Annotated in this window: 17 protein-coding genes and 1 other RNA gene; 11 read left to right on the top strand and 7 right to left on the bottom strand. The window is 43.9% G+C overall.

The genetic code is table 11. The features are described from left to right. Positions 1-37: 37 nt before the first annotated feature. From T355_RS0103940 to T355_RS0103930, 3 genes are read left to right on the top strand one after another with little or no spacing between them, the layout of a single operon-like run. Positions 38-3,127 (top strand): efflux RND transporter permease subunit, encoded by a 3,090-nt coding sequence (locus T355_RS0103940; protein WP_027396614.1) that lies wholly within the window; start codon positions 38-40, stop codon positions 3,125-3,127. A gap of 22 nt (positions 3,128-3,149) precedes the next feature. Beyond that, positions 3,150-4,634, top strand: a complete 1,485-nt coding sequence (locus T355_RS0103935) for a DUF3329 domain-containing protein (RefSeq protein ID WP_027396613.1) — start codon at positions 3,150-3,152, stop codon at positions 4,632-4,634. Position 4,635: 1 nt separating this feature from the next. Continuing rightward, on the top strand, positions 4,636-6,138 hold the full coding sequence (locus tag T355_RS0103930; RefSeq protein ID WP_027396612.1) for a DUF3329 domain-containing protein: 1,503 nt from the start codon (positions 4,636-4,638) through the stop codon (positions 6,136-6,138). Positions 6,139-6,220: 82 nt separating this feature from the next. Here T355_RS0103930 and T355_RS0103925 read toward each other — a convergent pair whose 3' ends face one another. After that, entirely contained in the window at positions 6,221-6,667 is a 447-nt protein-coding gene (locus tag T355_RS0103925; protein WP_027396611.1) for an Lrp/AsnC family transcriptional regulator, read from the bottom strand. A gap of 288 nt (positions 6,668-6,955) precedes the next feature. Between T355_RS0103925 and T355_RS0103920 the strand changes: the two genes are divergently transcribed. The 4 genes from T355_RS0103920 to T355_RS0103905 are packed head-to-tail and all read left to right on the top strand — an operon-like array spanning position 6,956 to position 10,566. Next, the gene (locus T355_RS0103920) at positions 6,956-7,504 is read left to right on the top strand and encodes a biotin transporter BioY (protein WP_027396610.1); all 549 of its coding nucleotides are present in this window, start codon (positions 6,956-6,958) and stop codon (positions 7,502-7,504) included. Positions 7,505-7,511: 7 nt separating this feature from the next. Beyond that, entirely contained in the window at positions 7,512-8,837 is a 1,326-nt protein-coding gene (locus tag T355_RS13505) for an AMP-binding protein (RefSeq protein WP_051555364.1), read from the top strand. Continuing rightward, a complete protein-coding gene (locus T355_RS14640) occupies positions 8,834-9,394 on the top strand; it encodes a hypothetical protein (RefSeq protein WP_027396609.1) in 561 nt (186 codons plus the stop codon). Before T355_RS13505 ends, T355_RS14640 begins: the two co-directional genes overlap by 4 nt. 20 nt (positions 9,395-9,414) lie before the next feature. Beyond that, the gene (locus tag T355_RS0103905) at positions 9,415-10,566 is read left to right on the top strand and encodes a thiolase family protein (RefSeq protein ID WP_027396608.1); all 1,152 of its coding nucleotides are present in this window, start codon (positions 9,415-9,417) and stop codon (positions 10,564-10,566) included. Positions 10,567-10,650: 84 nt separating this feature from the next. Here T355_RS0103905 and T355_RS15225 read toward each other — a convergent pair whose 3' ends face one another. Next, positions 10,651-10,794: a hypothetical protein gene (locus T355_RS15225; RefSeq protein ID WP_155851664.1), complete on the bottom strand. Its 144-nt coding sequence runs from the start codon at positions 10,792-10,794 to the stop codon at positions 10,651-10,653. 283 nt (positions 10,795-11,077) lie between these two features. On the opposite strand from T355_RS15225, the gene T355_RS0103900 reads away from it, so the two are divergent. The 4 genes from T355_RS0103900 (at position 11,078) to ssrA (ending at position 13,914) form a co-directional block, all read left to right on the top strand. Continuing rightward, on the top strand, positions 11,078-11,944 hold the full coding sequence (locus T355_RS0103900; RefSeq protein ID WP_027396607.1) for an aldo/keto reductase: 867 nt from the start codon (positions 11,078-11,080) through the stop codon (positions 11,942-11,944). A gap of 69 nt (positions 11,945-12,013) precedes the next feature. Then, positions 12,014-12,943: a hypothetical protein gene (locus T355_RS0103895; protein WP_027396606.1), complete on the top strand. Its 930-nt coding sequence runs from the start codon at positions 12,014-12,016 to the stop codon at positions 12,941-12,943. Between the two features lie 187 nt (positions 12,944-13,130). Further along, the gene (locus T355_RS0103890) at positions 13,131-13,478 is read left to right on the top strand and encodes an ASCH domain-containing protein (protein WP_027396605.1); all 348 of its coding nucleotides are present in this window, start codon (positions 13,131-13,133) and stop codon (positions 13,476-13,478) included. Between the two features lie 84 nt (positions 13,479-13,562). Then, positions 13,563-13,914, top strand: a transfer-messenger RNA (tmRNA) gene (ssrA, locus tag T355_RS14940). Between the two features lie 155 nt (positions 13,915-14,069). Here ssrA and T355_RS13495 read toward each other — a convergent pair. The 5 genes from T355_RS13495 to T355_RS0103865 all read right to left on the bottom strand — a co-directional run bounded on the left by T355_RS13495 (position 14,070) and on the right by T355_RS0103865 (position 19,416). Continuing rightward, the gene (locus T355_RS13495; RefSeq protein ID WP_051555363.1) at positions 14,070-14,828 is read right to left on the bottom strand and encodes a hypothetical protein; all 759 of its coding nucleotides are present in this window, start codon (positions 14,826-14,828) and stop codon (positions 14,070-14,072) included. Positions 14,829-15,437: 609 nt separating this feature from the next. Beyond that, a complete protein-coding gene (locus T355_RS0103880; protein ID WP_027396604.1) occupies positions 15,438-16,961 on the bottom strand; it encodes a recombinase family protein in 1,524 nt (507 codons plus the stop codon). Then, the gene (locus tag T355_RS0103875) at positions 16,961-17,140 is read right to left on the bottom strand and encodes a hypothetical protein (RefSeq protein ID WP_027396603.1); all 180 of its coding nucleotides are present in this window, start codon (positions 17,138-17,140) and stop codon (positions 16,961-16,963) included. The genes T355_RS0103880 and T355_RS0103875 overlap by 1 nt, the downstream gene beginning before the upstream one ends. Positions 17,141-17,161: 21 nt before the next feature. After that, positions 17,162-18,922, bottom strand: coding sequence for a DUF927 domain-containing protein (locus T355_RS0103870; protein ID WP_027396602.1), 1,761 nt, complete (start codon positions 18,920-18,922; stop codon positions 17,162-17,164). 74 nt (positions 18,923-18,996) lie between these two features. After that, on the bottom strand, positions 18,997-19,416 hold the full coding sequence (locus T355_RS0103865; protein WP_027396601.1) for a hypothetical protein: 420 nt from the start codon (positions 19,414-19,416) through the stop codon (positions 18,997-18,999). Positions 19,417-19,506: the final 90 nt, after the last annotated feature.

Raw genomic sequence — 19,506 nt, 5'->3', positions numbered from 1 at the left:
TGCCCCTTATTTTGGGGTAAATAGCGGGGGAATAATATTGGCACAGTATTTTATCAGACACCCACTACAGGCAGTAGTAGGGGCTATTTTGCTGACACTGTTGGGAATATTGGCGGTCATCAGACTGCCAATAGAGGAATATCCCAATATGAATCAGCCCACTGTCAATGTTACAGCCGAGTATCCGGGAGCAGACTCCCAGGTATTGCAGGATACAGTGGCAAAGCTTATCGAAAACGAAATACGGGGAATTGAAGGCATTGACTCATTAAGCTCCTATGCTGATTCATCGGGAAGCTATCAGCTGAATGTGGTCTTTGATTATGGCATCAATGGTGATATTGCCACCGTTAATGTTCAGAACCGTTTACAGGCCGTTCTTCCCCGGTTGCCCCAGGCAGTTCAGACCCAGGGGCTGCAGGTATCCCGTAGTACAAAGGATACCATCTTTGTTATGGCATTGTGTTCACCAAATGGCACCTATGACAGCGTGTATTTGCAGAATTATGCCAAGACATATTTTCTTGACCAGATAAAAAGGGTCTCTGGTGTAGGCGGTGTGGATGAATACTCCGAGGATTACGCCATGCGGATATGGCTTCAGCCGGATAAAATGGTTGCGCGGGGACTGACCGTTAAAGATGTTTCAGAGGCCATTGAGGAGCAGAATACCCGTCCTGCAGTGGGCTCCCTTGGTAAGCTCCCGGCAACGGATTTTCAGGAAAAGCAAATGATTGGCCGGGTAATGAACAGTAAAAAGACCCCAGCTGATTTTGGAAAAATAGTTTTGCAGTCAAATAATGGTGGCATTACCAGACTGTCAGATGTGGCCAGGGTAAATGAGGGACCACGGGACACACGTTACTTGTCCTTCGTGAATGGCCAGCCAGCTGCTGCCTACGGTATCACTTTGGCGGATAATGCCAATGCCTTGGAGACTATTCAAAAGGTACGTGAGATCCTGGAGGAGGCTGAGGGGGCCTTTCCCCCTGATATGGAATGCAAGATAGTGGTGGATCGTTCCAAGTATATTTCTGAATCCATGCAGGAGGTTTCCTATACCTTTTTTGAAGCCCTCTTCTTGGTAATGATAATAATGTTCCTGTTTTTACAGAGCCGTGGTGCGACCATTATCTCTATTTTGACCATACCAGTATCATTAATAGCCACCTTTATCGCCTTTAAGCTGTTGGGCTTTACCTTGAATCTTCTTACCCTGTTTGCCCTTATTCTGGCCATCGGCCTTGTGGTGGATGACGCCATAGTAGTTGTGGAATGCGTAATGCAGGAGCGGGAGAGAGGCGTCACGGACATAAAGGAAGCCACCAGAGTAGCCATGGGAGTGGTTCAAAAGCCAGTTATTGCCATAGCCTTTGTATTGCTGGCGGTATTTTTGCCAGTAGCCTTTTTTGAAGGCATGACAGGGATTTTGTATCGTCAGTTTGCCCTGACTATAGCTGTGTCCATGGGAATATCTGCCCTTGTGGCCCTTTCCCTTACACCAGCCCTTTGCGTGCTTATATTGCCTATATGGAATGAAAAGGTGGAAAGTCTCAGAATACTGGCCTGGTTCCAGAAATATTTCCGGCTCTGCCAGCAGAAATATTTAAAGGGACTGGGATGGTGTCTAAGACGCACAAAACAGATATTAGCAGGGCTGGCAATTATGACATTGGCAACTGTTGTATGTTATCGGCTGCTGCCTACGGAGTTTATTCCGGGGGAGGACCAGGGCTATTATATGGTGGGCCTGAATCTTACTGAGGGTACCTCCATGAACCGCACGGTGGATTCAATCAACAGACTGACTGAAAATATGCTGCAATATGAGGCTTTGGACAGTATTGTGGGGGTTACTGGGGCGGATTTGCTCAGTGACACCACCAAATCAAATGCCGGCATAATGTTCGTGGCACTGAAGGATTGGGCTGTACGTAAGGATTTGGGCATTGACACCGGGGATATTTTGGATGCTGCCAACAAAGCCATTGAACAGGCTGTGCCGGAGGCCAACGGGCTGGTGGTGGCCCCATTCGTGTCCAAGGATATTTCTATGCAGATAATGGATGTGAGTGGTCATAGTGATGAGGAGCTTAACGATTTGGCCACATCTCTGTATCTGGAGGCTCAAAAGCTTGAGGAGCTGGATGAGGTGGAAATCGGTTTTTCCATAAATACCCCTTATGTGGATTTTACGGTAAATGAAGATCGGGCCAAGGAATTAAAGGTGAATCTTAATGACATCTACACCACCATGGAAGCCATGTTTGGTGGGGAGGAGGTCAACGATTTCAACCGCTTTGGCCAAGTATATAAGACGGTAATTCAGGCAGATCTGGGCTTTAGGGAAACCGAGGAGGATTTGCGCTATTTGTTTGTCCGTAGCGAGGATGGGGAAATGGTGCCAATAAGCAGTCTGGTCCAATGCACAAAGGGCGTGGGGCCGGCCTATATTAGCCGCTATAATGGCATACGCAGTATGCAGGTGACGGTTACCGCTGCAGAAGGATATTCCTCCAGTGAGGCCATGGATGCTTTGGAGGAGGCTGCCAACAAGGTAATCGGAACAGGGTTCCGCCTGGCCTGGTCCAAGGACAGCCAGCAGGAGAAAAAGGCCCAGCATGAGGTTATCTATATTCTGGCTTTGGGTATTTTGTTTGTGTTCCTTTGTCTGGTGGCCCTTTACGAGTCCTGGAGTCTGCCAGTGGCAGTTCTGCTGTCTGTACCCCTGGGAATCGGCGGGACATTGCTGGCCATGGCACTGGTGGGTATGCCTGTAAGTATCTTTTCTCAGATAGGTATTCTCCTGATAGTGGGGCTTACTGTTAAAAATGCGATTTTGATAGTGGAATTTGCCAAGACCCGTGTGGATGCAGGTATGTCTCCTTTGCGGGGAGTTATGACGGCTGCCAAATTAAGGTTCAGACCTATAGTTATGACTTCCTTTGCCTTCGTGGTTGGCTGCTTGCCTTTGGCCTTTGCGGATGGGGCCGGCAGTGTATCACGCTGCAGCATGGGTGTGGCCGTGGTAGGTGGTATGACTGTGGGTACTATCCTGGGCGTATTTGTTATTCCGTTGCTGTTTATGATGGTTAGTGGTATCTACAAGGGGACAGAGCAGAAATAATTTTTTTGAGGTGTTCATAAGCATGTTTCAAGGCATTGCTAAGGTGTGGGAAAAAATACCGTGGCAGGTTATATTGCTATTTTTCGGCATGATTTTTTTATGGCGAAATCATTTAATGCCAATGGTGGGTGATGATTACGCATACGCTTTTATATGGGATCCGGAGCATGGTGGCAATCTCCTGGATGGTATAGGCCCTCGGCAGAAAATTGAAAGCCTTGGGGATATTATTTCCTCACAATGGACCCATTATTTTACTTGGGGTGGACGCACCTTATCCATGCTGATAATTCAGTTTTTTGCCTGGCAGCACGGCGTAGGCTTTGACATGGCTGATACAGCAGTATATCTGTTATTGATGATGCTCATATATTGGTTGGCCCTGGGAAGGATTGAATCACCTACCAAAGCAAAGGGGTGTTTTTTGTGGGCCATTTTGGGTATTAACTTTGGTATTTTTGATTACATTACCACCATGATTTGGATGACAGGGGCCTGCGTTTACCTCTGGACTGGCCTGTGTGAGTGTGCCTTTTTGCTGCCATACGCCTTGGCCTATAGAAACGAGGATTTTGGGCGGCAATGGTCTAAATGGTCAATACCGGCTATGGCCCTTTTGGGGCTGTTGGCTGGCTGGTCCGAGGAAGGTGGCAGCCTGGTTACCCTGTCTTTGCTGGGGCTGTCATTGGTGGCTTATTATCGTCGTGAGGGTTATCTTAAGCATTGGATGGTGGCCGGGGCAGTGGGAGCCATTATAGGATGCCTGCTGTTGATGCTGGCACCGGGCTCTATTATGCGTGAAGAATTCATGCTGCAATATGAACCGGAATATGTATTATCGGCGGATAAGCTATTTACTTTTGAAATGTTTTACAGAAATTTCACCGAGGGGTTCCTGCCAATTTTCCTCTTGGAGTCTTTTTTGTTTTTGCCCCTTATAATTTATTTCATCAAGGGGAAAAAGACCCGGGATGTGAAGTATTATATTATGGCCTTTACCGGGGCTGGTATGGAAGTGCTGTTTTTAATGATGTTTGCGCCGGAATTTAAATTACATACCGGCTTTCATTCCACCCTTTTTTTGACAATAGCATCTACGGCTGCTCTTCGTGAGTGTATACCCTTTCTGAAGGAGAAGTATCAATCATCTCTGTGGTGGCGCAGGTCCTTTTTGGTGTTGGGAATGGCTTCTCTTGTCTACGTGGTTTTCTCTTTGGTAGGGGCATTATATGTAGAAACATCCGTTGCCCAACAGCTGCAAGGTCGCATGGAGTACGTGGAACAGCACCGCAATGACGATGAAATTGTCGTTGCGGCCTTATATATACCATACGATTTGGATAAATGGATGGGGCTTCGGGCTGTGTCCACATATCACCTGATTTATGGAATGGATTTGGAATACAAGCCCCAGGATAACCGCTCCAATATGTTTGCTCAATATTATGGCTTAAAATGTATTCATATTGATAAGGAATTTGACTGGGAAAGGGTTGGAGAAGAATAACATGGCAGAGCATGATGATGTAAGGATAGAAAAAAATACGACTGTACTGCCCTCCTGGTTGTCCTGGCAGGCAATTTTATTGGTGGTGGCAGCTGTCTTTTTTGTGCGTAATATGCTTCTTCCATTAGTATCTGACGATATACCCTATGCCTTTATATGGGATGGGGCTGATCGGGGGAATCTTTTGGACGGAGTAGGCGAACGGGTACGGATAACGTCATTTTACGATATTGTAGTCAGTCAGTGGTCCCATTACTTTACTTGGGGCGGCAGAATTCTGGGGATTGGCCTTACCCAATTTTTCGCATGGCAGGGTAAGCTGCCCTTCAATATTTTAAATACTATTGTTTTTGCAGCGCTGATTGTTTTGATGTTCCGTTTGGGCACCGGCGAAATTCTGAAGCACATGAATAGAACCTACATGATATGGCTGATTATAGCCGTGTGGTTTTTACTGCCAGATCCTTTTTTAACGGTGTTATGGATGTGCGGCAGCTGTGTGTATCTCTGGATGGCCCTGCTGGAATGCCTGTTTCTTCTGCCCTATTGCCTAAAATATTGGCATAGTGATTTTTGGGAGGCTCCCCCAAGGTGGAGTGTTCCGGTCATGGCTGTAAGTGGCTTGGCCGCTGGCTGGTCAGTGGAAACCGGGGCAGCAGCAGTTGCCTTTATTACTTTTTTTGCCTTAATATATTTCTGGCGACAGGGGCAGCTGGAAAGATGGATGGTGGTAGGGTATATTTTCCTTTGCGTGGGAACCTTGATGTTGACCCAGGCCCCGGGAGAAATGCATCGGCTGGAGCTACAGCGGGAATTTGAATATAATCCTGCCTTGCCACCGGAAATGTATTGGACTTCCTTAATGTTTTACATCAATTTTGATGAATGCTTTTGGCCGGTGACTAAATTTTGGTTGCCATTATTAGTGCCTGTGGCGTTGTACATTTATCGTCTCCCAGCAGGCCATAGACTGAACAAGGTTACTCTGTTTCAGGGAGTATTTTTGGCTGCTGCCATGGTGGTTATGATAATTATGATGTTTGTGCCAATGGCCTCGGCTCGGGCTGGCTTTTTCCCTACGGTCTGTATCATAATCCTTTCATTGGCAGCACTGCGGGAACTAATGCCGGAGCTGAATCTGTTTGCCAAGGACCATATTGGTCTCTGCAGGGGAGCCTTTTGCGTTGTAGCAGCTATTTGGTTAGTTGTGTCAGGTATTCTTCTTCACGTGGAATGGAGCGTGTACCAGCAGTGGACTCAGCGTATAGATTACATTAATGCCCGCGCCCATCAGGAGCTGGTGGTGGTGCATCAGATAGATGCGCCGCCAATCGCTGATGAAATGGCAGAGTGGTCTGAAAGCTGCTATACATGGAATACGGGGATATTGGCCTGGGGCTCAGATTTGGAACCTCGCCCGGAGGGCAGTCATAATATTATGTACGCCCAGTATTATGGTTGGAAAAAGGTTATGACGGATGGAGAAGACCGGCGTCAGCCATAAAATATATCAGACAAATTTAAAAACTGTGGATAACCCCATAAAGGGTACATCCACAGTTTTTGTTTGCAGTTTAATTAAGTTGTCACTCAAGTACAACGGACGGTCTGTCAACAATGGAGGACAGCACCACAATAGTCTGAGTCTTGGTAACTCCGGCCTGCTCCTTGATGCGTGTCAGGAGATTTTCAAGTGTCTGGGTATTATGGGTTACAACCTTTAGGCAATAATCAAAGTCACCGGTAATGTAGAAGCACTCCTTGATATCAGCTTCATTAAGGACAAATTGCTTGAAAGCATCAGCCTTGGAAGGATTATCAAAACCTAAATTAACAAGAGCGGTAAGGTTTTTATCCATCAATTCTGGATTGAGGATTGCAGTATACTGCTTGATAACCCCAGAAGCCTCAAGTTTTTTCAGACGCTCACTGATAGCAGGCATGGAAAGAGAAATTTCAGAGCTCAGGACGGAAATTGTTACTCGGGCGTTTTCCTGTAAACGTTTTAAAATTTGCTTATCAATTTTATCCATTTTTCAATCACCACCATTTCTCTGTTATTATAAAGTATTCATGGAAAAATGTAAATTAAAATATTAGCTCTTAGCTAAAAATATAATTTAAAAAAAGAAATTTGTTAAACAATTTCGATGTTTAGTAAATGGTAGATACAGGAAACCAAAATAAATTAATTTTTCAGTCAACTGTTTTGTAAACCAATGGTAAACTTTAAGTTGACGAAAGGGTAACAAAGGGGTATACTTGAAAACAGGATTAAGCTCACAGAGCAAGAAAGGCAAGTGTTTGTAATGAGTCAGAGTGTGGCAGTTCAGCAAAATGTTTCCGTTAAGGATTTGGCCAAAATGGCCATGTGCCTTGCAGTCATCAGTGTTTCGGCATATATAGCTTTTCCACTTCCCTTTACGCCGGCCATGGTGGTTGCATCCACAGCAGCTATGTGCTTTACAGCCTTCATCCTGACGCCAAAGCAGACCTTTATGACTTTGGTTGCCTACCTTATTTTAGGTGGGGTTGCAGGCTTGCCTATCTTGCCTGGAGGTACTGGTGGCCTGGGGCGTCTCTTTGGCCCTACTGGTGGCTTTTATTTTGCCTTTGTGGTGGCATATACCATGGTGTCGTATTTTAAGGGCAATGTGGTTAGTCTTAAAAGGTATAGTTTGATAAGTATTATCATTAGTTTGCCAATTACCTATATTGGCGGACTGATTTCTATGATGTTAGTCCTAAATATTGGTTTGGAGGCTGCAATTGTACAGGCGGTACTTCCATTTATCCCTGGAGATGTAGTAAAATGTATTTTAGGGGCGTTCATTGGCGTCAGAGTAAATAGAGCTCTGGGGAGTGAATAATTTCGGTATGAAGAATTACTATGAGCTGCTTGTTCAGCAGTGCGGTGTTAAGGCGGATAAATTAATGCTGGACTGCGATGGTGAGAGTTTTACCTACGGTTCCCTGTTGGAGCTGGTGGACAGACTGGCTATCAGTGCGTCTGAAAAGGGAATCACATCCTACAAACCTATATTGATAATAGCTGAAGGTCCTGTCTATCAAGTCGGGGCTTTTTTGGCGTTGGAGAAGCTGGGGGCTGTCCCCATTTTAATGCATCAGGATTGTTCCTCTGATGTGGTGGAAACCATTATGCAGGAGAACAATATTTATGGAATGTGGCAGGTGGGTGCCATGCAGAATAACTTTCTGCGTTTGGATGAAGCAGTGGCGGATCATTACCCGTGGGAGGTAATGGGGGCTCTTACTTCTGGCAGTACCGGTGTGCCAAAGGTTTTATATCGTAGCTTTGAAAGCTGGGCGGATTTCTTTCAGGAGCAGAACAGAGTGTTTTGTGTGGATGCAGACACTGTTATGTTCCTCCATGGAAGCATGAGTTTTACTGGAAATCTTAATATGTTTATGTCAGTGCTGGCCGCGGGAGGTTCTGTGATTACCTGCCGACGTATAAGCGGCAATTACTGGAATATGCTGATTATGCGTAATTTTGCCACTCATATTTATATGGTGCCCGCCAAGCTACAGATTTTGGGCCGTGCTGCTATGGCAGAGAATCCTTATGTTCGACAGATTATTGCCGGTTCACAGCTCATTAGTCTAAAGGCACAGCAGTTCCTTCGTCAAACCTTTACCAGAGCGGATATAATCCTGTATTATGGGACTTCAGAGCTTAATTATATTTCCTACAAGCACTTAAAGCTGGATGATACGGATTCCAGAAATCTTGGCAAACCCTTTGACGGCGTAAAGGTGGAGTCTGTGAATGGTGATTTGTATGTGGACACCAAATACCATGTGAGCGGTGTGAAGATTCCATATTGCTGTGGTGACACGGGTTACATTAATGATGATGGGGAAATCATCTTTAATGGCCGCAAGACGGACTGGATAAATAAGGGTGGCTATAAAATCAGTTGCCTGAAGCTGGAACAGCAAATACGCAATATGGACTGCGTCAAGGACGTGGCGGTGCTGCCCTTTGATGATGCAACCAGAGGCCAGGACATAGCGGCCTTTGTGGTGACGGACGGCCATACGGATTCCAAAAAATTCCGTCATGACGTGGGAGAATATGTGGATGAACGGGAGCGTCCAAAGAAGCTGATATTTTTAGAGATGCTGCCGTTAAATGATAGAGGCAAGGTAAACAAGGAAGCCTTGAGGGAGTTATTATGAATAGAGAATTAGCTGTAATTGCAGGTCGCCTGAGAGGCGGCGATTATGATGGTGTAATGATTATCAAGAATTTGTGGCAAAAGGAAAGTGCGGATTCCTACAAGGGGGACACCTACGAGCCGGAGATGCTGAAATCCACCAAGAGAATGCTTCTTTGTCAGGCCCGTTCCGGGTTGGAAAGCCTGACTACCACCATGCTGCTGACACCAAAGGAGGCTGCTGCCAAGGCAGAGCTTATTGCTCCTGAACTCACCGGTGACAATGCAGTGAATTCTGAGGGCTGCTGGCATGTATTCACCCGTCAGGAGACCTTGGACTTTGTAATTGCTGTTGGAGATACCAACCAGATTCATCGTACGGAGATTCCTGTGGTGCCTGGTATATTTATCATGGAAAGAATTTTGGAGACCCTGCCAAAGAATGTGGTAAAATTTGAGGTTTCTTATAGAAATGCCGTTTTTGCCGGGGAGCCTTTGTGGCTGGATATAGAAGGCAATAAAGTGGTTTTAAGGGGTAACGGCAAGGAATATATTAACGGTACCTTCGAAGTGGAGTAAGGTTGACTGAGGGGTCATTCGTGGAGCGGGTTTATGTTTTGTGGGGCTTTAGGACTCCCATAGTGACGAAGAATAACAAATTTAAGTACATCCCTGCGGAAAAGCTGGGGGCTTTTGTGGTGCAGGGAATTATGAACAAAATAGGAAGGGGCTTGTTGCCAGATGGGGTCATTGCGGGAAATGCTGTAGGAACCGGTGGCAATATAGCCCGTTTAATGTGTCTTACGGCAGGCCTTCCGGAGGAAGTGCCTGCTTTTACTGTTGATATGCAGTGTGCCTCTGGGGCGACGGCCATAGCCATGGGGTATGCCCAGATTGCCAGTGGAAATGGTGATATGTACATCTGTGGCGGCATGGAAAGCTCATCCCTGCAGCCAATGCGGATTTATAACGAAAATGATGAACGCTTTGCCAAGGTTTCCGGTGGTGACGGCCGATACATGACGGCCCAGTTTTCTCCTGGGGAGCTGGCGGAAAATGCTATGCTATTAGGGGCAGACAAGACTATGGCTACCGAAAAGGTTACCAAGGAGGAGCTGGATTTTTGGACCTTGCGCTCTCATAGATTGGCGGCGGAATGTGCCGATAAGGGGCTTTTAAAGGACCAAATTATTCCCGTTGAGGGCATATCAAAGGATGACGGTATTCGCTATAAGATGAGTCAGCGCCTTTTGGACAGATTGCCAAAGCTCCTGGGAGGGGATTCCTTGTTGACGGCGGGAAATTCCTGCCTTATTAATGACGGAGCGGCCTTTGTGGTGCTGGTTTCTGAAAGCTGGCTAAAGGAGCATCCTGAATTTACCCCTAAGGCAGAGCTTTTGGGAACCTGTACAGCTGGGGGAAGCCCGGTGGAAAGCCCTCGTGGAGCAATGCTGACAGCGGACAAGCTGCTGGCCCGTCAGGGGTTGTTATACGAGGATATGGATGCCATCGAGTTTAATGAGGCCTTTGCAGTTATAGATGTGCTGTTTCAAAGGCAGCACCCTGATCTCATAGATCGCTATAATATGCTTGGAGGGGCCCTGGCCTATGGCCATCCCTACGGAGCCTCCGGGGGGATTATAATGATCCATCTTCTGAAGGCTCTGGAAATTGTGGGGGGCGACTTGGGACTAATGTCTGTTGCTGGAGCAGGCGGCATGGGGCAAAGCATTTTGGTACGAAGATTGTAACTCCCAAAAAGACAAAGCGGAAAAATAAAAAAGGCCAAGCCCTCTCGTAGCAAAGGGTTTGACCTTTTTGAATGTATACTTTAATTACTTAATGAAAGCATATACACCAGCTAAAGTGATAGCCTTGAGAATGCCGTCAGCAATCATTGCCATATCCATGTTGTTTTCGCCTCCTGAATAGTTGAAATCACAGCAATACCAAGGGTTTACTGTGTTCTCATTTCTCACAGTGCCTATTATACTGCGTGATATAAAAACACGAAAGGGACTATGGTCCTATAATGAGCTATACCTCTATAGAACTTTAATATACGTTTTCTAACAATTTTGTTATAACGATGATGAGCAAAATTTCACAGTGGATTTTCACTATTATTTCATGCTTATTCTTTACACTCAATGATGTTTCATTGGTTTAATAGAATTCTAATGGAAATAAGGATTTTTTTATCTTTTTCAAAAGGAAAAACTGAAAATTTGGCGTATAATGTCCATAATGGAGGTTGAAACTATGAGCAAGACGGTTCAGCTTAAAAACGGTAAATCTGTTCCCCCATTGGGAATTGGCACCTGGATGATTGGGGAGGAACCCACCAGGGAAACGCAGGAGATAGAGGCTATTCTTACTGGCATAAGGGCTGGTATGACCTTAATAGATACGGCTGAAATGTATGGTGAGGGACGATCAGAAATATTGGTGGGTAAAGCTCTCAAGCAATATTTTGTGGAAGGCAGTCGGGATGACGTTTTTGTGGTTTCCAAGGTGCTGCCCTGGAATGCGGGAAAGGGTAATATGCGCAAATCCTGTGTAAATAGCCTTGAGCGCTTGGGCTTGAAATATCTTGATATGTATCTCTATCATTGGATTGGCAATGTTCCCTTGAAAGAAGTTGTGGAGGGACTGAATGCTTTGCAGAATGAGGGTCTTATCCGTAGCTGGGGCGTTTCCAATTTTGATACCAAGGATATGGAGAAGCTGTTAAAAATTCCAGGGGGAGACAAGTGTCAGGTTAATCAGGTGCTTTATCATCTTGGCTCCAGAGGCATAGAATATGACCTTATTGATTATATGAACGACCACGATATTGCCCTGATGTCGTATTGTCCATTAGCTCAGGGAGGCAGGCTCAGTAAAGGTCTGAGGGAAAATCCTGTGGTTATGGATATTGCAAAGGCCCATGGTGTTACACCAACTCAGGTGCTTTTAGCCTGGAATATACGGAATGGACACACTATAGCCATACCAAAGAGTTCATCTCCGGTTCATATAAAGGAGAATGCAGACTCTGTTAATTTGGAGCTTACTTTGGCTGATATACAGGCCCTGGATGGGGAGTTTGCGCCACCATCATGTAAGATGCCTTTAGACACGGAGTAAGCAGTATTTTTTTAATATATTTGTGGATTTAAATCTTTAAGTGATTAAATATTTGAAAGGATGAGCACTATGAAATTAAAGGAAAAATTATTGGCAGCAGGACTGGCTTGCGCATTGGCAGTTGGTACTCCTGGCTTTATGGATTCCCAGGCATTTGCTGAGGACATTCAGCCTGCCCTCGTTAATGAAATGGACGCCAAGGCACAGCTGATTAATTCCATGAACAGCCTTACTAATATGGAGAATGGAAACTTATCATTTAAAGTGGATTTGGCAAGCCCATTCTTTGGTGGGACTGTAAATGGCGTATTTGATTTCGTGTCCAAGCCATCAGTGGTATGTCAGGGAAATAGCGAAGTGGTAATGACTTTGGGTGGAATTCCAAATGGCAATACCAGATATAATTTCTATAGCCGTGAAACAGAAAAGGATGTGGAATTCTATTCACAAAACAAGAACGGCAGCTGGGATAAGTACGTTTACGGCAAAGCAAACAGCAAGGCTATTGATGAGGAAATCGAAAAGAGCCTTAGCACAGATTTGCCAGATGTTGTAAAGAGCGTAACATTGGGGCAGCGTCAGGGACCAGACCAGAATTATATTGTTACCCTGGATGGTCAGAAGGTGAAGGATTATTTTTTGAAAATGTCCAAATTGGGTAATTTTAAAAAGGGCAGTAATGAGAAGGATAACAAGCTGCTGGAGGACATTCTGAGCAATATGGGGGATGTTCAGTGTACCATAACCATTGATGAGGTCCAGCATCAGTTCCGCAACCTTTATGCAGACCTTACCCCACAGGTGAGAGCCGCGGCCAAGGCTATGTTGAGCAATATGAAGGAAGACAGCGGAATGGATGGTATAATTAATGCCAGCACTGTGGAGTTGAATTTCTCTGCCACCAACTACGGCACAATCTCTAATATTGTGATTCCGGAGGATGTGCTCAATAATGCAGTTTTGAAGGAAATCCCTAAGGTTTCTGAAAAGGATAAGTAAGTACATATAATAATAAGGAGGGAAGCCCGGAGCCTCCCTCCTATTGTATTTTAATGGAAAAATAAAACTGTAAACTTTTCTTTATTATGACATAGAAATATGTTAAACTGTATCTGTGTTAGATTTTTTGTAGACTCTGACAGAACTTGTGTAAACCTTAAAATTATAATATTAGGAGTGAAGAGTTATGATGTCATTAAATTTTCAGGCTGAGAAGCACGCAAAAATGCTGGAGGCCCGTACCAAGCGCTGTACCGTACGTCTGGGGGATGTGAGCAAGCAATTCCCGGAAAATTCCATCGTCTGGATTACCACAGGCAAGAAGTTCACTCCTAAAAAGAAGCTGTATACCGCATTTTTGGACAAGGTGCGGGTAAAGACCATGGCAAACCTCACCTCTGAGGACCTGGGAGTGCAAAATCCGGAAATCAATTCCCGTGAGGAGCTTATTGCAGATTTCGAGCAGATTTACAAAAAGCGCATTACCATGGAGGATACAGTAACGGTTATTTATTTCACGGAAGTGCTGGATTAACTTGACTTTTTGCGGAATATCATTATAATATTAAACACTATCATATATCAGAAATCTCTAACAACCTGAGATTTCCCTGTACAGGGGGATGTAAAGGTTTCGACGGGGGTGGCTGGAGTATGGATAGCGAGCCGGGGGGTCACCTAGCCCCGTTAGTAAGGTGAAAACGCTTTAAATATAAAAGCAAACGAAAACTACGCTTTAGCAGCTTAATGCTAACCTCTGTCTGCTTATCTCCCGCGTGAGCGGATAAGAGGCCAATAGCGGGATACCCAAAGGGCTGACTCCTGGAGGCCTGAGGGGAATTTTCTCCAGGATCGGAGGGACGGCGGTTGTCTGTGTCTGCCCATCTCTTAAACTTAAACATTGACTGCGCTCGGAGAAGTCTATATGACAACGCTTTCGGACAGGAGTTCGATTCTCCTCATCTCCACCATCAATTAAGGCGAAAATGTAAACTTCGCCTGTAATAAAGAAGGCCAGAACCATCTAGAGTGGTTCTGGTCTTTTTGTATGTCTAGAAAATGTTTTATTCTTGTATGCTGGTCAATGAGTGATTATTTAATTGAACCATCTTCTCCCAATGACGACCTAATCTAAATCATTATTGACAGTTCCACTAAGGTTTCTATTAAGCGACTGTTTGTATTGGACTTCGTCAATATATCTATGTTCCTCAGCAACCTTTAAGCTGTATTCTTTATTTTCAATTTCCTGACGATACTGCCTCTCTTTTTTAGACTTTTGTTCTTCCTCAAATTGTCGTAATTCTGCTTCTGATGGACCCGAAATATGCCCCCCTCCGCCTGTAACACGAAAATGTGCAATTTCACCTTCTTCATCTAATGAAATCAGGTATGACAGTATCCTACCCGGTCTTGTTGGATGATGTTGAATAAAACTTTCAACTCTTTCCATAACCTTTTTTGCTAATACAGGATTATTTTTCATCTTTTCCTCCAATTCTGGAGGAACCACGATCGCTTTTTTTCCTAATGTTGAGTTTAATCTTGACTGCACTGATGCATCAGCCATATCGGGATTTTTACCAGATGGTTGCCAATTCAAAACAGATGCGTCCACTTCATCAGTAAAAAACTTTTCAAAAGGATAATCATTTCGTTCCCATACTCCTTGTGAAATACAGGATGCATCCATAACATGATACTTTGCACCTGGAAATCGTGATTTCCACATTTCCTCAAAACTTTGCTTCGTTTTTTCAATGTTTTCAGAAGAAATAAACTTTGATAGTGTGCTTTGAAACATCGATGCTGAAACGTGCTTATCCTTGTTCTGATTTGAATATTGATATGCGTTTGACCTTTTCTCAATACTTCCGATATCCATACTAGCACCTCCAGGATTTTTATTCACAAAAAAAGAATTCAAAGAATCATTTTATCTTATCATCCTTGAATTCCCATTCTCTCCTTGGTTTCGATACTTCATTCTATAAATAATATCGACAACACTAATTATTTTATTAATAGTCATGGCATAATCATCTGCTTCAATGAGTATATGTCAACACTGCATTTCATCCCTATTTAGTAACTGATGCTACTCCATGACAAATTTTGCACTAGTCTGTCCTTTTTCATTACCTCGATTTTTTTGTCTTGCCATAAGTGCTGTACTACGTTTCTGTTATTCTGATGATACTTTGGTACTGCACTTTATGATAAAAAGCACGCAACTTTATTGCTGGTTATTTTTTCATTGTCTTTCTTAGGGGTCATATCAGATGATGTCAACTGTATAGGGATTTTTCTGTGTATTGTATTGGATTTTTGTGGGCCCAGTGAGTCTTAATCGCTTTGAACTACTAATCATAAGATCTTGAGCGGTTCTCAGTGAGGTTCTCTTTTTCCAAAATCGTGATGGAAAGTGAGCCTTGGAACTGAGGAACAAAAAAGAGGCGATACCTTCAAAGTAGGTATCACCTCTGTGGTTCAATTACCCAGCCTCACTGTAGTTGAAGCTAACGCTTATAGAAACATCGTATATCGTAACCTTGTCAATATATGACCTGATGAAGTCTTTGGTCTCTTGGCATTTGGCATACTTCAGCACTAAGGGCTCAAAGCTATCTATTATTGCAGTCAGCTCATTTTCAGTATAGTCCCATCTATTCGCTTGCTCTAATTCTGCAATGCGCTGATTGAGCTTCTGGAGGCGATTAGACAAGGTATCCAGATTGGCAATGATTCTCTGTTGAACATTTTCATTCTCGCTTGCTTCTAAGGACCTAGCGAGCCTGTTCATCTTTTTTTCGCACTCGTGGGCCTTCACTTTGTGCAGACTCAGCTGCTTGAGACCAGAGCTATTGTCGGAGAAGAAGATTTGAAGCTGCTTGTGAAGGTCTGTTTTGTTCATTTCGTGAAATAGTTTGTACTTCATCATATTCAGAAAATGGTGCTCAACAGCTTCAGCTCGTACCTTGGCATGGTCTCCAGGGTCACTATAATGATTGCATCTATACTTGCGATAAGTATACTTAATTCCATTTTTGCAAGTCATAGAATGGGAATCTAGGTGGATGGGGCTCTTGCAGAATCCACAGCATATAATACCAGTGAAAAGGGCATTGCTCTTGTGTCCACCTTTTCTGGAACGGCTTTTCATAAGTTCCTGTGCCTTATCAAATAACTCTTTGGAAATAATTGCCGGGTGAGCATCTGGGTGCCTGTAAATTTCGCTGTTGGGCTTTCTGATGTGACTATTTCTATGATACTTACCATCCTTACCAAAGGTTTTGGCTGAGGTTTTGTTGTAAATATCAACACCCGTATATTTCTCGTTCAGAAGAATATCTCGAATGGAATTTTTCCCAAATTCGGCATTTCGTTGAGTCAAGTAGCCATAGCTGTTGAGAGTTTTGGCGATTTCCCCATATCCCTTATGCTTGTTAACATAGAGGTCAAAGATCTTCTTGACGATTTCTGCCTTCCTTGGTTCAATTACCAATGGACCATCAGGGTCTGGACGTATATATCCCAGTGGAGGTCTGCCACCTAGAGAACCTGGACCAAGAGATGCCTTGTGTAAACTTCCATTGCGGGTTCTTTGCCTGATCATTCCCCATTCAAATTCAGCAATGGAGGACCCGAAGGAAAAAATCAGCTTTTCCATTGGACTGGACTTATCTGAAAGTATCCCTCCGTCTGTGTAGATAGATTTGCCAAATTTGGTGACCGTATCTATGAACTTCACGGCATCAGCATTGTTTCGGCTGAGGCGGTCTATTTTGTAGACCACCACGCCATCAATATCCTCATCATCAATAAGGACGTTTCGCATTTCAATAAATGAATCACGACCTTCTTCTGTGCTTCCGCTCTTGGCGTAATCGGCAAAAACCTTCACTAATTTCAAGGCATTGTCTTCGCAGTATTTTTCAATCCACTGCTTCTGAATTTCGATTGAACATTCTTTCTGATTATCACTTGAATATCTGGCATAGCCAACAACCTGTTTCATCAGGAGTTCACCTCCTTTCCAGTGTCAGAGGAAACTTCTTCATGTCTTTCAGAAGCCAGTACCATATTCAACCATACCTTGGCCTCATGTGTGAGAGGCACCTGCTTCTGGTAGTTGACTGCATTATTATCCTGTGGCTTGTTGCCTGATAGATCTATGTCTACAATGTATTTTTCCATTGACTGCTCCTTTCATGTTCCTTAAATAGCTTCAGCTTCATCTAAAATGGCGGAATTGTCATCTCCATCACTATCCTTGAATAATGACGGTTGATTTATTTTTTTCCGAAACATATTTTTGTGGGTATTGAGTGTAGCATTATCCACCCCAGCTGATTCAAGATTAATTGCATAGGTGTAAACCTTACGGCCATTGAGGCTGATTCTGTATTTGGTACGGTTGTGGTCAGTACAGCTGAGCAAACCTTTTCTTTTCCATCGTGCAAAGACCTGTTTGGCTTCTGCATTCTGTAAGCCCAACCATGAATGTGCTATATCTGTCATGATGTAAGCCGTATAGGTGCCATTGACATAATCAATCTTTCCATAGGTTGCACCAGTGGACCATTGCTCATTGAATTTCACCTTAGGGAAATTGTTGCAAACAAAATGGTTGATGTTTGCTTCGACCTTGTTGGTGAGTATTTCGAGCATATCATCATCTGATGAAGCCATGACTTGCTTTATGTTCTTGGTGACTTCATCATATGTCAGATAGAGGTCATCCGTGTTCAAGTACTTAAACTCATCCATGCCCATGAGGACTTTTGCGGTCACATCAATAAGGGCAATTCTGTCCAGTAGGCGACCATATTCTGGGCCTGATGTTCCCTTGAAGGTATCAGATATTTTGGCGGATGATTCATTGTACATTTCAAACAGTTTCTCGTCTGTGATGCCACTCAGCGTAGTGATGAACTTCCCAGCTACATGTCCATAATTCATGGAAACAAATGATTTGACATGTTCCACAGTCTCCTTACGATTGAAAAAACTGATTGGCAGTTCAATCAATCTGGACTTGCTTCCGTCAGTTTTGAGGTGGGGCATGATGGTGCCTTCGCTGGTGAGGATGATAGTAGTATTCCAACTGGCCTGCTTTTTGGCATTGCCATTGGTATCTGCTCTTGCTTTGGATAAGCCATCCGCCAATTCATAGCACATCTGCTGCCAGTTGATTGAAGCATTTGAGATCGTTTCATCCAAAAACACAGGGAAACCATTTATGCCGCTTAACTTTGAGTACAGGGCATTAGTAGTGGTGTTGAGATTGTCCAGCAAGCCTTCCTGTCCCAACTTTGGATTGCCCCAGAGAGATGCCATCAGCTTTAAAGAGGTAGTCTTGCCCGTGCTGGTAGGACCAGATAAACTGACAAGCAGGTTTTCTGTACCAGTATGTGGCCTCAATCTGGCTACCACTGGAGCAGATAATCCAGTGGCTAACAGTAAGCCGATGTTTTTGTTTTCCTTATACCAAGACTCCAACAAATGGATAGCATCATCGTGGCTTCCTGTGGGTGCAATATCCTTTTCTCCGAGGTATTCATCTTCAACAACCCCAGGATAACAAAATTGTTTCTTGCCTTCGTCCTTAAGGGTAATGAATCCTGATTTGTGATATCCCGTTGTGACAACGGCATCATCCATAGAATAATTAATTAACCACTCCTCAAGATATTCAGCCACAGAAGATACACACTGGAAACCATATTTCCTAAATTCTTTCATTACGGCTTTGCCAGTGAGGTTAGCAAGCTGCATATCAGCGGATGACTTAGTACCACCGATGGTCATGACAATCCTTGCTGTCTGCTCGGATGTGGCTTTATCAACGAAGATGTGGGAGATGACAATCTCATTAAATAATGGTACCTCGTATTCGTTATTTTTTTCCGCTACGGTTCCATAGATGATGTGATCATCCTTATCAAGTCTATAATCTATAATTTTTCTAAATGCCATGGCATTGTTCTCCTTTCTATTTAGAGATTAGGGCCGGAAGCTAACATGTAGCCTCCGCCCCTTGCCCAGAAGACTTATTCGTCTTCTAAAAGTTCCTCATCTCCATCTTCACCATCTGAAGGAGGAAAGAGGTCAATGGCGCGAAGATTTGAATAAATCTTCCCATTCACCTCATTATTGGAAATGGAGAATATTATATCCATCCCCTTAAGATCTGAAGGCAATTTTATATGAGCCTCTTTGATAGGATCACGCCAAGCGAAACTCTTGGAGAGGTCCCAGTGTAAGAAGGTCGTAAAGACTTCATCTACTCCTTCCACCTCTATCTGAATAACAGAGAGTTCTTTCTTCTTGTAGTCGATAACGTCGATAATGGTTCCCTGATAGTTACCATCATCAAGATGCTCGATACTCTCAAACTGGGAGGGAGCATCAATATTGTAAAATACACCTTCTGTCAAATTTTTTTCTCTGTGTTTTATAGTCATTTTCATATGTATACAATCTCCTTTTCTAAGACCTCATTGCCAATAAATCCAGCATCTGCTAGAATGGCCTTAGGTCACATTTAAAAATGATATACT

This window comes from Anaerovibrio lipolyticus LB2005 (assembly GCF_000621545.1).
Classification (GTDB): domain Bacteria; phylum Bacillota; class Negativicutes; order Selenomonadales; family Selenomonadaceae; genus Anaerovibrio; species Anaerovibrio lipolyticus_A.
This window is presented reverse-complemented; position numbering and strand designations above follow the sequence as displayed.